At 65.6% G+C, this 13,077-nt stretch carries 15 protein-coding genes and 1 tRNA gene; 12 read left to right on the forward strand and 4 right to left on the reverse strand.

Annotated elements, in window-relative coordinates:
- Nucleotides 1-85: 85 nt before the first annotated feature.
- Both ACRECX_RS05525 and ACRECX_RS05530 read right to left on the reverse strand, forming a co-directional pair.
- Nucleotides 86-161, reverse strand: a tRNA-Ala gene (locus tag ACRECX_RS05525).
- 149 nt (nt 162-310) lie between these two features.
- On the reverse strand, nt 311-751 hold the full coding sequence (locus tag ACRECX_RS05530) for a TIGR02300 family protein (protein WP_431557812.1): 441 nt from the start codon (nt 749-751) through the stop codon (nt 311-313).
- Between the two features lie 62 nt (nt 752-813).
- Between ACRECX_RS05530 and aroA the strand changes: the two genes are divergently transcribed.
- From aroA to ACRECX_RS05590, 12 genes are all read left to right on the forward strand, one after another.
- Nucleotides 814-2,130, forward strand: coding sequence for a 3-phosphoshikimate 1-carboxyvinyltransferase (aroA, locus tag ACRECX_RS05535; RefSeq protein WP_431557813.1), 1,317 nt, complete (start codon nt 814-816; stop codon nt 2,128-2,130).
- Entirely contained in the window at nt 2,127-2,768 is a 642-nt protein-coding gene (gene cmk, locus ACRECX_RS05540) for a (d)CMP kinase (RefSeq protein ID WP_431557814.1), read from the forward strand. Before aroA ends, cmk begins: the two co-directional genes overlap by 4 nt.
- 192 nt (nt 2,769-2,960) lie before the next feature.
- Nucleotides 2,961-4,763 (forward strand): 30S ribosomal protein S1, encoded by a 1,803-nt coding sequence (gene rpsA, locus ACRECX_RS05545; RefSeq protein ID WP_431557815.1) that lies wholly within the window; start codon nt 2,961-2,963, stop codon nt 4,761-4,763.
- 67 nt (nt 4,764-4,830) lie between these two features.
- Nucleotides 4,831-5,793: a signal peptide peptidase SppA gene (gene sppA, locus ACRECX_RS05550; protein WP_431557816.1), complete on the forward strand. Its 963-nt coding sequence runs from the start codon at nt 4,831-4,833 to the stop codon at nt 5,791-5,793.
- Between the two features lie 50 nt (nt 5,794-5,843).
- A complete protein-coding gene (gene ihfB, locus ACRECX_RS05555; protein WP_431557817.1) occupies nt 5,844-6,143 on the forward strand; it encodes an integration host factor subunit beta in 300 nt (99 codons plus the stop codon).
- 32 nt (nt 6,144-6,175) lie between these two features.
- Nucleotides 6,176-6,523: a LapA family protein gene (locus ACRECX_RS05560; RefSeq protein WP_431557818.1), complete on the forward strand. Its 348-nt coding sequence runs from the start codon at nt 6,176-6,178 to the stop codon at nt 6,521-6,523.
- 13 nt (nt 6,524-6,536) lie between these two features.
- The gene (locus ACRECX_RS05565) at nt 6,537-6,764 is read left to right on the forward strand and encodes a hypothetical protein (RefSeq protein ID WP_431557819.1); all 228 of its coding nucleotides are present in this window, start codon (nt 6,537-6,539) and stop codon (nt 6,762-6,764) included.
- Nucleotides 6,765-6,884: 120 nt separating this feature from the next.
- Complete coding sequence (locus ACRECX_RS05570) at nt 6,885-7,541, forward strand: phosphoribosylanthranilate isomerase (protein ID WP_431557820.1); 657 nt, start codon at nt 6,885-6,887, stop codon at nt 7,539-7,541.
- Entirely contained in the window at nt 7,538-8,773 is a 1,236-nt protein-coding gene (gene trpB, locus ACRECX_RS05575) for a tryptophan synthase subunit beta (protein WP_431557821.1), read from the forward strand. The genes ACRECX_RS05570 and trpB overlap by 4 nt, the downstream gene beginning before the upstream one ends.
- Before the next feature lie 7 nt (nt 8,774-8,780).
- Nucleotides 8,781-9,623, forward strand: a complete 843-nt coding sequence (gene trpA / locus ACRECX_RS05580) for a tryptophan synthase subunit alpha (protein ID WP_431557822.1) — start codon at nt 8,781-8,783, stop codon at nt 9,621-9,623.
- A 41-nt stretch (nt 9,624-9,664) separates the two neighbouring features.
- Nucleotides 9,665-10,708 carry an acetyl-CoA carboxylase, carboxyltransferase subunit beta gene (gene accD / locus ACRECX_RS05585; RefSeq protein WP_431557823.1) on the forward strand — a complete coding sequence of 348 codons (1,044 nt, stop codon included), beginning with the start codon at nt 9,665-9,667 and terminating at the stop codon, nt 10,706-10,708.
- Between the two features lie 66 nt (nt 10,709-10,774).
- Nucleotides 10,775-12,070, forward strand: a complete 1,296-nt coding sequence (locus ACRECX_RS05590) for a bifunctional folylpolyglutamate synthase/dihydrofolate synthase (RefSeq protein ID WP_431557824.1) — start codon at nt 10,775-10,777, stop codon at nt 12,068-12,070.
- Between the two features lie 3 nt (nt 12,071-12,073).
- On the opposite strand, the gene trxA is transcribed toward ACRECX_RS05590, so the two are convergent.
- Both trxA and ACRECX_RS05600 read right to left on the reverse strand, forming a co-directional pair.
- On the reverse strand, nt 12,074-12,406 hold the full coding sequence (trxA, locus tag ACRECX_RS05595) for a thioredoxin (protein ID WP_431557835.1): 333 nt from the start codon (nt 12,404-12,406) through the stop codon (nt 12,074-12,076).
- Between the two features lie 68 nt (nt 12,407-12,474).
- A partial coding sequence (locus ACRECX_RS05600; protein ID WP_431557825.1) for a PD-(D/E)XK nuclease family protein occupies nt 12,475-13,077 on the reverse strand: 603 nt, incomplete at its 5' end.

A 13,077-nucleotide genomic window follows, 5' to 3' on the forward strand; every position in this document is an offset into this window, starting at 1 on the left:
CGCTAAAGCTTCGGAGGACACTCCTGCTCTAACGATTTCGTGCGGCTTACTGGCGTAAGCCTCCCGAACCTCGAAGAACGTAGGGTGGTGGAGCCAGGCGGGATCGAACCGCCGACCTCGTGAATGCCATTCACGCGCTCTCCCAACTGAGCTATGGCCCCTTCAGGTATCAGAAATCAGAAATCAGAAGTCCAGCTGGCCAAGGTCGCCCCCGGCGGGCTCCGGGTCTCTGACTTAGGCCGAGCCTGCCGCCCGTTCAAGAGGAATGCGAGCCTCCGGTTTGACCCATTCTGACTTCTGACTTCTGAAATCAGCCTTCCTCTTTCGCGCCGCCGCCGACGATGTTGGACACGTCCGTCTCGCCTTCCTCCTCCTCTTCGAGAAAGGCGTTGTCGTCGTCTTCGCCGGCGGGAATGTCCTCCGCGTCGTCGCCGAGATCGACGATCTCCTCATCGTCAACGACGGCGTCTTCGGCTTCCTCCGCCTCTTCGAGACTGATGACCTCAGGCCCTCCCATCACCGGAGGATCGGCCTCGACCTCCTTGACCTTCTTGACCTCGGCTGGTGCTGCACGTTCGCTCCGCCGCGACGTCGGCGGTGTCACTTGATAGACGGCCTGACAGACGGGGCAGGTAATTGGCGAACGGCCCAAGTCGTAAAACCGCGCCCCACAGCTCGGGCAAACGCGCTTGGTTCCCCGTGCGGGTTTCGACATGACTCTCCTCGAAGCTAGCCTTGAGTGACTCCCCATTGCCACGCCTCATGCGTAGTGTCAAAAGCTATCAAACGCCCCAAAACCCCAACCGAGAATCTATGCCGCACCCCCTGACAGCCAGCCGCTCCGCGCGCATTTCCGGCCATGTCAGGGTTCCGGGCGACAAGTCGATTTCCCACCGCGCGCTGATTTTGGCGGCGCTGGCGACGGGCCGCACCCGCATCACCGGACTGCTGGAGGCGGAGGACGTAGCGGCCACGGCACGTGCCATTGAGGCGCTTGGCGCCGCGGTAAGACCGGCCAACGGCGCCGTAGAAGTTTTGGGCCAAGGCGTCGGCGGCTTGCAAGCGCCCCGCGCGCCGCTCGATTTCGGCAATTCCGGCACGTCCAGCCGCCTCCTGCTCGGCGTCGTTGCGGGCCACGACATGCGCGCCGAGTTCACCGGCGACGCTTCGCTCAAACGCCGGCCAATGGGGCGTGTACTCGCTCCGCTTACGACCATGGGATTGCAAGTCGAAGCGCAAGGCGAGGGCGCCACCTTGCCTCTCGCCGTGCGCGGTACGGGCGATCTGCTTCCCATCGTTTATGAGTTGCCGGTGCCGTCCGCACAGGTGAAGTCGTCCATTCTGCTCGCCGGGCTCCACGCGCCGGGACGCACCACAGTGATCGAGCCTCTTCCCACGCGCGATCATACCGAGCGCATGCTGAGGTTCTTCGGCGCCGAGCTCAAGAGCGAGGACCAAGGGGAGGGACGCGCCATCACCGTGTGTGGCGACGCCGAGCTCGCAGGTGGTTCGTTTGCGGTGCCTGGCGATCCGAGCTCTGCCGCCTTCATCATCGCCGCTGGCCTCATCTGTCCCGGTTCGGAGATCGTCGTCGAAGGCGTGCTGATGAACCCGACACGCACCGGCTTCATCGAGACACTTCGGGAGATGGGAGCGCAGATCGAGGTGCTCGATCTCCGCGACGAAGGCGGCGAGGCGGTCGGCGACATCCGCGTCAAGGCGGGTGCGCTCCGCGGCGTCCGAGTGCCGCCGGAGCGCGCGCCGTCGATGATCGACGAATATCCCGTGCTTGCGGTGGTCGCGGCCTTCGCCGAGGGCGAAACGCGTATGGAGGGGCTCGCCGAGCTCAAGGTGAAGGAAAGCGACCGCCTTGCCGCGACCGCCGCCGGGCTTGTTGCGTGCGGGGTCGAGGCGCGGATCCAAGGCGACGATTTGAGCGTGCAGGGGCGTGGCGAGGTCAAAGGCGGCGGGCAGGTCGCGACCCATATGGATCATCGCATCGCCATGGCCTTTCTCACCCTTGGGCTCGGCTCGGCCAAGCCGGTCACCGTCGACGATGTGAGCATGATCGCCACAAGCTTTCCAGGCTTCGTCCCACTGATGACCAAGCTTGGGGCTGAGTTCGCATGATCATCGCCATCGACGGCCCCGCCGCCTCCGGAAAGGGCACGCTCGCCAAGCGAATCGCCGCCCACTACGGCCTGCGGCACCTGGATTCCGGCTCGCTCTACCGCGCGGTAGCGCGGGACACGCTGGCTGGCGGCGGCGACCTCACCGATGCGCGCGCCGCCGCGGGGGCGGCATCCCGCCTCGACATTGCCACTCTTGGCGATCCGGCCCTGCGCACACCCGGCATGGGCGAGGCCGCCTCGGTGGTCGCCAAGCACCCGGAGGTGCGCGCCGTGCTGTTCGACTATCAACGCAACTTTGCACGGGCCAAACCCGGCGCGGTGCTCGACGGGCGGGACATCGGCACGGTGATCTGTCCCGACGCCGACGTGAAGCTGTTCGTCACTGCCACCCCGGAGGAACGCGCCCGCCGCCGCTACCTCGAATTGCGGCAGATCGGCGTCGCCATCTCGGAGGACGAGGTGCTGGATGACATCAGGCGGCGCGACGAGCGGGACCGGAACCGGAGCGTGGCCCCCCTCCGCCAGGCGGAAGACGCGGTCTTGCTCGATACGACGAATTTGGATATAGACGCCGCGTTCAAGGCAGCCATCGATCTGATCGAGGCTGCGATGGGTCAGGCGGGGCGGGCCGGTTGAGGCCAGGCCCTTTTGGCACTGGCACATCACCCTTCGAATGAATTCCGCGGGTAAAGCAAGCGGAGGCCGGGCGGCCGCAAATGGCCTGCCGCATCGGTTTTCGCGGGTTTTCGCCGCATCAGGACCAACACGAACCTCGGGTTCAAGCCACGCTGGAACGAGCGTAGAATGGGACGCCGAGTAGGAGTTTAGATGACCGAGCCGCAGACGAGCATGAGCCATCCGAGCCGCGACGAGTTCGCCGCCCTTCTTGAAGAGTCGTTGACGGGAACCGCGCTCCAGGAAGGCAGCGTCATCAAGGGCACAATCGTCGGGATCGAGAAGGACGTTGCGGTGATCGACGTCGGGCTGAAGACCGAAGGCCGCGTCCCTCTCAAAGAATTCGGCGTCACCGGCCGCACTTCCGATCTGTCCGTCGGCGACGAGGTCGACGTCTACCTCGAGCGCGTCGAGAACTCCGCCGGCGAAGCCGTGCTGTCGCGCGAGAAGGCGCGCCGCGAGGAGAGCTGGACCAGGCTTGAGGAGAAGTACAAGGCCGGCGAGCGGGTCGAGGGCGTGATCTTCAATCGGGTCAAGGGCGGCTTCACCGTCGATCTCGACGGTGCCGTGGCGTTCTTGCCCGGCAGCCAAGTGGACATTCGCCCGATTCGCGACGTGGGCCCGCTGATGAACATGCCCCAGCCCTTCCAGATCCTCAAGATGGACCGGCGCCGCGGCAACATCGTCGTATCGCGCCGCTCGGTGCTTGAGGAGACCCGCGCCGAGAAGCGGAGCGAGATCGTCGCCCGCCTCGAAGAGGGCCAGGTCATCGACGGCGTGGTCAAGAACATCACCGACTACGGCGCCTTCATCGATCTCGGCGGCATCGACGGCCTCCTGCACGTCACCGACATGGCGTGGAGGCGCGTCAACCATCCCTCCGAGATCGTGAATGTCGGCGACACGGTGAAGGTGCAGATCATCCGCATCAATCCGGAGACCCAGCGTATCAGCCTCGGCATCAAGCAGCTCGAAGCCGATCCGTGGGAGGGCATCGCCGCCAAGTACCCGGTCGGCTCGCGCTTCAAGGGCACCGTCACCAACATCACCGACTACGGCGCCTTCGTCGAGCTTGAGCCCGGCGTCGAGGGCCTGATCCACGTCTCAGAGATGAGCTGGACCAAAAAGAACATCCATCCCGGCAAGATCATCTCGACGAGCCAGGAGGTCGAGGTGCAAGTGCTCGAGGTCGATCCCGACAAGCGCCGCATCTCACTCGGCCTGAAGCAGACCCAGGAGAATCCGTGGGTCGCCTTCGCCGCGAGCCACGAGGCCGGAGCCGTCATCGAGGGCCAGATCCGCAACATCACAGAGTTCGGCCTGTTCGTCGGTCTCGACGGCGGCATCGACGGCATGGTGCATTTGTCGGATCTCGATTGGTCCAAGTCTGGGGAGGATGCCCTCAAGGAATATAAGAAGGGCGATACCGTGAAGGCCGTGGTGCTCGAGGCCGACTCCGAAAAGGAGCGCATCAGCCTCGGCATCAAGCAACTGACGCCCGATCCGTTCGCCGCGGGCGCGCCCTCCGGCAAGCTCAAGAAGGGCATGCGCGTGACCTGCGAGGTGATCGCGGTCAAGGACAACGGCATCGAGGCCAAGCTTCTCGACCACGATCTCACGACCTTCATCCGGCGTTCCGACCTGTCCCGCGACCGCTCCGAGCAGCGCCCCGACCGCTTCGGCGTCGGCGAAAAGTTCGACGCCGTCGTGACCCAGGTCGACGCCAAGGCGCGCAAAGTCTCGGCATCCATCAAGGCGCTTGAGATCGCCGAGGAGAAGGAGGCGGTCGCCCAGTACGGCTCGACCGATTCCGGCGCCTCCCTCGGCGATATTCTCGGCGCGGCCTTGAGCAAGGCGAAGGGCGAAGAGGGCGAGGAAGAGCCTGCCGCGAAGCCGAAGCGAAAGCGCGCGTCGAAGGGCGAGGCGGCGGATACCGACGCCGCCTCCGGCGAATGAACGGGCCGGCCGCGAACCTGACTTCCACCGGTAGCGCGCCCCTGAGCGCGCGCATCTTGGGCGACCGATGATCCTCGACGCCGACAGTGTGATCGAGCGCCGCCGCCTCAAGCGGCGGGTCACCGTCTGGCGCATTGCCGCGGTCGTGCTCGGACTGCTGCTCCTCGCTGTGATGTTTCTGGGCGACAAGGAGATGTCCGGCTCGGCCAGCTTCCTGCCCCACATCGCCCGCATCAGCGTCAGCGGCGTCATCACCGACGACCGCAAGATGCAGGACCTTATCGAGAAGGTGGCCAAGGCCGAGCAGGTCAAGGCCGTGATCCTCGACATCAATAGCCCCGGCGGCACCACGACCGGCGGCGAGGCCATGTACGACGCGGTCCGCCGCCTCGCCGAGAAGAAGCCCGTGGTCGCCACCTGCGGCACGCTCGCCACCTCGGCCGCCTATATCGTGGCGCTCGCCACCGACCGCATCTTCGTCTACGGCAACACCATCACCGGCTCCGTCGGCGTGATCTTCCAATGGGCCAATGTCACCGACCTCCTGGAGAGCCTCGGCATCAAGGTCGAGGAGGTGAAGAGCGGACCGCTGAAAGCTGTGCCCAGTCCGTTCGAGCCGACCGACGAGCGGGCGCGGGAGATGACCGCGGAGATGGTCGAGGACGCCAAGGTATGGTTCGTGGACCTGGTCGGCGAGCGCCGCAAGCTCGAGCCGGGTTCGATCCCGGGCCTCACTGACGGGCGCATCTATTCCGGGCGGCAGGCGGTCAAACTCAAGCTCGCCGACCAGATCGGCGATGAGCGCGCCGCCGTGCGCTGGCTGAGCAAGGAGCGCAAGATTCCTGAGGGGCTCAAGGTCGTCGAATGGAAGCCGAAGGCCGAATCGAGCGGCCTATTTGGCTGGTTATTCGAGTCCGTGGCCGAAATATTCGGCACCTCGGCGAGTAAAATTGGCGTTCTTCTGGGGCAGGCCGCAGCAACCCTCAAGCTTGACGGTCTGGTTTCTGTTTGGCACCCTCAGTCCAACTAGTGGGGGGCGTTGCCGTGCCAGAGAATGGCCACGGACCGGTGGGGCGTATCATGATCAAATCAGAGCTGATTCAGCGGGTGGCAGCCGCCAATCCGCATCTCTTCCATCGCGATGTCGAGCGCATCATCAACATTGTGCTCGATGAGATCACCGGGGCGCTCGCCCGCGGCGATCGCGTGGAGCTGCGCGGCTTCGGCGCGTTTACGGTAAAGCATCGCGCGGCCCGTCAGGGGCGAAATCCGCGGACCGGCGACACGGTCTTCGTCGAGGACAAATACGTGCCCTTCTTCAAGACCGGCAAGGAGCTGCGCGAGCGCCTCAATCCCGACGACGACCACCGGAGGTCTTGAAGCTCGCCCGGTCTTCTTAAGAGGAGGCGGCCGTGTGGCGTAAGCTCATTCTCGGTCTTGTCGTGGTTCCGCTTGGCGTGGTGCTGATCGCGCTGGCCGTGGTCAACCGCAAGCCTGCGATCCTCATTCTCGATCCCTTCGGCGGCGCCGAGCCAAGCCTGTCGCTGGAGGCGCCGTTCTTCCTGTTCCTGCTCGGCACGTTCGCCATCGGGCTGATCGTCGGCGGCCTCGCCTCGTGGCTCAACCAGGGCAAGTGGCGCCGCACGGCGCGTGAGGAGGCGCGCGAGGCACGCGATTGGCGCCGCCAGGCCGACCGGTTGGAGAAAGAGTTGGAGAACCTCGATCCCGTCGGCCACCCGCCGCGCCTGCCGGCAGACTAGCCACGCCCCCACCATGGACCTGCTCACGGCCTTCGGTCTGCTGACCGTCACCGCCATGCTGATCTTCTATGCGCTGGAGGATCGCAGTCCGCGGTTCATCCTCGCCATGGCCGGTGCCTGTCTGCTTGCCTCGGTCTATGGCTTCCTCCAGGGTGCCTGGCCGTTTGGCGCCCTTGAGGTCGTATGGGCCGCAGTGGCATTTTGGCGCTGGCGCAGCAGGACCCGGCCTCTGACCCGCTAAACCGATCCTCAACGCCAATGTTGCAGTGCGATGGACTTGGGCCCCCGGATTTCATAGGGTGGCCTCGCGCGAGCCCCTAGGGCCGGCAAAACCCTCACCCGAGAGCCCTTGCGAGCCCCCGTGACGGTCAAGGTCAAAATCTGTGGCGTGCGAACGCCTGCCATCCTCGATGCCGCTGCTGGAGCTGGCGCGGACTTCGTTGGCCTCGTGCTCTTCGCCAATAGCCCGCGGAACCTTACGCTTGAAGAGGCCGGCTCGCTCGCCAAGATAGCGCGTGGCAGAGTACGGACCGTGGCGGTCCTGGTGGACCCGGACGATGCGCTAATCGAAAGCATTACCAAGGTGGTCCACCCCGATTTCCTCCAGGTGCACGGTGGCGAGACGCCTGAGCGCGTTGCCGCGATTAAGGCCCGCGCGGGGATCCCTGTGATCAAGGCCATCGCTGTGTCCGGAGCGGACGACGTCGCCGGCGCGAGCGCCTATGCCGGGATCGCCGACCAGATTCTCTACGACGCCAAGCCATCGCCTGAGGCCCAGCTCCCAGGTGGCAACGGCGTTCCCTTCGACTGGCGCGCAGTCGCCGGGGCGCGAGCGCCATTTGCGCTCTCCGGCGGACTCAACGCCGACAATGTCGGCGAGGCGATCCGCCTGACCGGCGCGGCCCTTGTCGACGTGTCCTCCGGCGTCGAGACCGCACCTGGCATCAAGGACGCGAAGCTGATCGAGCGGTTCATTCGCGCGGCCCGGGCCGCCCACCATCGAGCCAAGGCATCATGAGCACGGTCAACGACACATTGAACACCTATCGCGGCGGGCCTGACGAGCGCGGTCACTTCGGCCTCTATGGCGGCCGCTTCGTCGCCGAGACCTTAATGCCGCTGATCCTCGATCTGGAGCGGGCCTATGACGACGCCAAGGCCGATCCGCAGTTCCAGGCCGAGATGGAGAGCCATCTCGCCACCTATGTCGGCAGGCCCTCGCCACTCTATTTCGCCGAACGGCTGACCCAGCACTGCGGCGGCGCAAAGATCTATTTCAAACGCGAGGAGCTCAATCACACCGGCGCGCACAAGGTCAACAACGTGCTCGGCCAGATCATGCTCGCTTTGCGCATGGGCAAAACGCGCATCATCGCCGAGACCGGCGCCGGCATGCACGGAGTCGCCACCGCGACCTTGTGCGCCAAATTCGGCCTCCCGTGTATCATCTACATGGGATCCGTCGACGTCGCACGGCAGAAACCGAACGTGCTCAGGATGAAGGTTCTCGGCGCCGAGGTGCGCGCCGTGGAATCCGGTTCGAAGACTCTCAAGGATGCGATGAACGAGGCGCTGCGCGATTGGGTCGCCAATGTGCACGACACGTTCTATTGCATCGGCACGGTGGCGGGGCCGCACCCCTATCCGGCCATGGTGCGCGACTTCCAGTCGATCATCGGCCGCGAAACGCGCGAGCAGATGCTCAAGGCCGAGAACCGGCTGCCGGATTCGCTGATCGCCTGCATCGGCGGCGGCTCCAACGCCATGGGGCTGTTCCATCCGTATCTCGACGAGCCGGAAATCGAAATCTACGGCGTGGAGGCGGCCGGCCACGGTCTCGATAGCGGCAAGCACGCGGCCTCGATCGCCGGGGGCAAAGCGGGCGTGCTGCACGGCAATCGCACTTATCTCTTGATGGACGGCGACGGCCAGATCGAGGAAGCACATTCGATCTCGGCAGGCCTCGACTATCCGGGCATCGGGCCGGAGCACGCATGGCTCAAGGATGTGGGCCGGGTGACGTTTCTATCGGCGACCGATGACGAGGCGGTAGCCGCGTTCCAACTTTGCAGCAAGCTCGAAGGCATCATCCCGGCGCTGGAGCCGGCGCACGCGCTCGCCCGCGTGCTCGACCTCGCGCCGACGAAGCCGAAGGACCACCTGATGGTCGTCAATCTCTCCGGCCGCGGCGATAAGGATTTGGATTCCGTTGCCAGCTATCTGAACGCCAGAACGCGAGGGGCCAGCTGATCGCAAGATGAAACAGACGCGCATTGACAAGAGATTCGCTGAGCTGAAGCGGGAAGGCCGCGCCGGCCTCGTCACCTTCATCACCGCCGGCGACCCGGACTACAAGACGTCGCTCGCCATCTTGAAGGCGCTGCCGGCCGCAGGCGCCGACGTGATCGAGCTGGGCATGCCGTTTTCCGACCCCATGGCCGACGGCCCGGCCATCCAGGCCTCCTCCCAACGGGCGCTAAAGGCTGGCCAGACCATGAAAAAGACGCTCTCCATGGTTAAGGAATTCCGGGCCGAGAATGCGACGACCCCCATAGTGCTAATGGGCTACTACAACCCCATATATGTGTATCCAGTGGATCGCTTCATCGCCGACGTGGTGGACGCCGGCGCAGATGGGTTGATCGTGGTCGATATGCCGCCAGAGGAGGACGAGGAGCTGCGCCCGGCCGCGACCGCGGCGGGGCTGAACTTCATCCGGCTGGCCACGCCGACGACCGACGCCAAGCGTTTGCCGGCCGTGCTCGCAAATACCTCGGGCTTTGTCTACTACGTGTCGATTGCGGGGATCACCGGCACGGCCGCGCCGAACGTCGCCGAGGTCGGCGGCCATGTTGGGCGCATCAAGGCTCATACGGACTTGCCGATCGCCGTCGGCTTCGGCGTCAAGACGGCCGAGCAGGTCGGCGCCATCGCCGAGGTCGCCGACGGCGTGGTGGTCGGCTCGGCGCTCGTGTCGGCCGTTGCCCAGAGCCTCGATTCGAATGGCCTGGCGACGGAAGCCACCAAGCCGCGTGTGATCGGCCTCGTTGAGCATTTGGCTTCGGCGCTCCGCCACCCCGCCGCGGCGGCCGCCGTCTAGTCGATTGAGTGAGAGTTGCGACCTAGAGAGTTGCTAGACCCGTGAACTGGATCAACAGCGTCGTCAGACCCAAAATCCGCAGCATCCTTCGCAAGAAGGAGATGCCGGACAATCTCTGGGTGAAGTGCCCGGAGACCGGGCAGATGATCTACTACAAGGATCTCGAGGCGAACCAGTTCGTTGTCCCCGGCTCCAACTATCACATGCGCATGTCGGCTGCGGCGCGGCTGAAGGCGCTGTTCGACGGCGGCGAGTACGAGACGCTGACCCTGCCCGAGGTGCCGGCCGATCCGCTCAAGTTCCGCGACGAGCGCCGCTATACGGAGCGGCTCAAGGACGCGCGCAACAAGACCGGTCTTGCCGATGCGGTGCTTGCCGGCGTGGGCCGTCTCCGCGACTCAAACGTCGTCGCTGCGGTGCAGGATTTCGACTTCATGGGCGGTTCGCTCGGCACCGCCGCGGGCGAGGCGGTAATCGCCGCCATGCGCACCGCCGTGGTGCGCCAGGCGCCGTTCATTCTGCTCGCCGCATCGGGCGGCGCACGTATGCAGGAGGGCATCCTGTCGCTCATGCAGATGCCGCGCACCACGGTCGCGGTGCAGGAGCTGCGCGAAGCGAAGCTGCCCTACATCGTCGTCCTCACCCATCCGACCACCGGCGGCGTGACGGCGTCCTACGCCATGCTCGGTGACATCCACATCGCCGAGCCCGGCGCGCTGATCGGCTTTGCCGGCCCGCGCGTCATCGAACAGACCATCCGCGAGCAGTTGCCGAACGGCTTTCAGCGCGCCGAGTATCTCCATGCCCACGGCATGGTGGATATGGTCGTCCATCGGCACGAGCTGCGGGGCACGCTCGCCCGTCTGTGCGATCTCCTCACCAACCGGCGGCCCGGTCGCGACGTCGCGGTCTCCGGCTACACCGGCGCCCACCCGACCATCGCCCTCGACGGCAAAGGCCTCGACGGCAAGGGGCTTGGCGGCAACGGCCTCGCCGTGGAAAACGAAACCGAAGAGGAAGCAGTAGACGAGACCTTGACGAGCGCCCCTGGCAATGGCGCTAATCCCAATCCGCCACAGGTCTAAGGTCTCTCACGCTTGACCACACTCCCCTATAGTGCCGGGCGCCCATCGCCCCGCCCCCGGGCCGCGATGAGTGACACCCTGCTGGAGCGCTTGAAAAAGCTGCATCCGCAGTCGATCGACCTGTCGCTCGGCCGTATCGAGCGTCTGCTCGCAGCCCTCGGCCACCCGCAGGACAAGCTTCCGCCTGTGGTTCATGCGGCTGGCACCAACGGCAAGGGATCGACCCTCGCCTTCTTGCGCGCCATCTCCGAATCCTTGGGCAAAGGTGTGCATGTCTATACCTCGCCTCATCTCGTCAATTTTCACGAGCGCATCGTGCTTGCCGGCCCGCATGGCGCGGCGCCAATCACCGAGGAGGTGCTGGTTGATTGTCTGGCGCGAGCCGAGGAAGCCAATGGCGGCGAGCTCATCACTCTGTTCGAAATCACCACGGCCGCGGCCTTTCTCGCCTTCGCCGAAGCACCCGCCGATCTACTGCTCCTGGAGACGGGGCTGGGTGGCCGGCTCGATGCCACCAACATGGTGGCGAAGCCTCTTCTGACCATCATCACGCCCATCTCCATCGACCATGTCTCGTTTCTTGGCGAGACCATCGCCGAGATCGCCGGCGAGAAGGCCGGCATCCTGAAGCCCGGCGTCCCTTGTGTCGTCGGCCGTCAGGATAGTGAGGCGTTCGAGGTGATCGAGCGCAGGGCGATCGAGCTCGGCGCGCCACTCCATGTCGCCGGCCGCGACTTCGACATGTACGAACAGCAGGGGCGGCTCGTCTTTCAGACACAGTCGCGGCTGCTCGACCTGCCGCTGCCGCGTCTCGCCGGGCGTCATCAGATTGACAATGCGGGTACCGCCATCGCCGCCGCGAGTGTCGTGTTCGGCGAGGAGCTGACGCAGCGGGCGCTCGAGCATGGCGTGACCCACGCGTACTGGCCGGCGCGGCTCGAGCGTCTCGCCGTCGGCGGCTTGCATGCTTATGTGGAGGAGGGCACCGAGATCTGGCTCGATGGCGGGCACAATGCCGCAGGCGGCCAGGTCATCGCCCACACCCTCGCCGAGCTCGACGAGCGCGTGCCCCGTCCGGTGCACGTGATCTGGGGCATGATGGAGACCAAGGACGCGCGGAGCTTCATCGCCCCGTTCAAGGGCCTGGTCGAGCGCATCTACACGGTGCCGATCCCGGAGGAGCCCAATGCCTTCGCGCCAGAACCGCTCGCCGACATCGCCCGCGACGAAGGCTTCGACGCGGTTGCGGTCAACAGCGTGCCCGAGGCGCTACTGCGATCGGCCTCAAACAACGGCGCGGCACGCGTGCTGATCTGCGGCTCGCTCTACCTCGCGGGCCACGTCCTCAAGCTGCACGGATAGCTGCTAGGCGGTGCCATCGAGCACGCCGCCGATCCACGCGGCGAGATGGTTCTTGGGGTAGGCGCCGCGGAGCGTGTCCGCCACCTCGCCGTTCTTGAACAGGATCAGAGTGGGTATGGCGCGGACGTTGTACGTGCCCGGCGTGCGCGGGTTCTCGTCGATATTGAGCTTGGTGATCCGCACCTTGCCATCGAGCTCCTTGGCGATCTCTTCGAGCGCGGGCGCGATCTGCCGGCACGGGCCGCACCACTCGGCCCAGAAATCGACGACGACGGGGGTCGAGGACTTCAGCACCTCGGCTTCGAATGTGTCGTCGGAAACCTTCTCAGTCGCCATCATCGTTCTCCTTGCCGGCAGGGGGCATATGGGCCTCGCCCCGTGACCGGGAACCTAGGTGCGCCCCCTTATGGCGTCAAGGCTGTGCCGCGCTCCAACATGTCGCGCATCGCCGCATCAAGCAAAGTTGATGAAATCTCCATCAGTCGCGGCCCGTCGGTCCACAGCAGCGCTGCGCGCAAAGTCTTGCCAGGAAACAGCGTGGCGAGAGCAAGCCGATACGCCGCAAGCTGGGCGATGTAGGCTGGCGCTACTTCCTCCGGCGTCTTTGGCGGCGGCCGGTTGGTTTTGTAGTCGAGGATCAGAAGGTCGTCGCCAGCCACGACTAGCCGGTCGATCTGCCCGCCGATCTCGAACGCCGCCTCGCCCTCGCCAATCCGCGCCACCACCGGCACCTCGGCGAGACTGCCGGGCTGGAACAGCGGCGCGAAATCCGCGTACCGCACGATGGCGAGCGTTTCACCGACGATTTCTTCTTTCAGCGAATCGGAAAGGCCCGCGCCCCGCGCCCCCACGAAGGCACGCGCCGCGCGCTCCTGCTCGGCCGGCGCCACCTGGGGCAGATGCTGGAGCAACGCATGGGTGAGGCGCCCGCGCGCGAAGCGGCGGTTCTCGGCAAGCGCGCGCGGCCCGAGCGGCGGCTGCTCGGTGTCCGCCTCGGCCTCCTCGCC

Source organism: Methyloceanibacter sp., from assembly GCF_050726195.1.
Lineage (GTDB): Bacteria > Pseudomonadota > Alphaproteobacteria > Rhizobiales > Methyloligellaceae > Methyloceanibacter.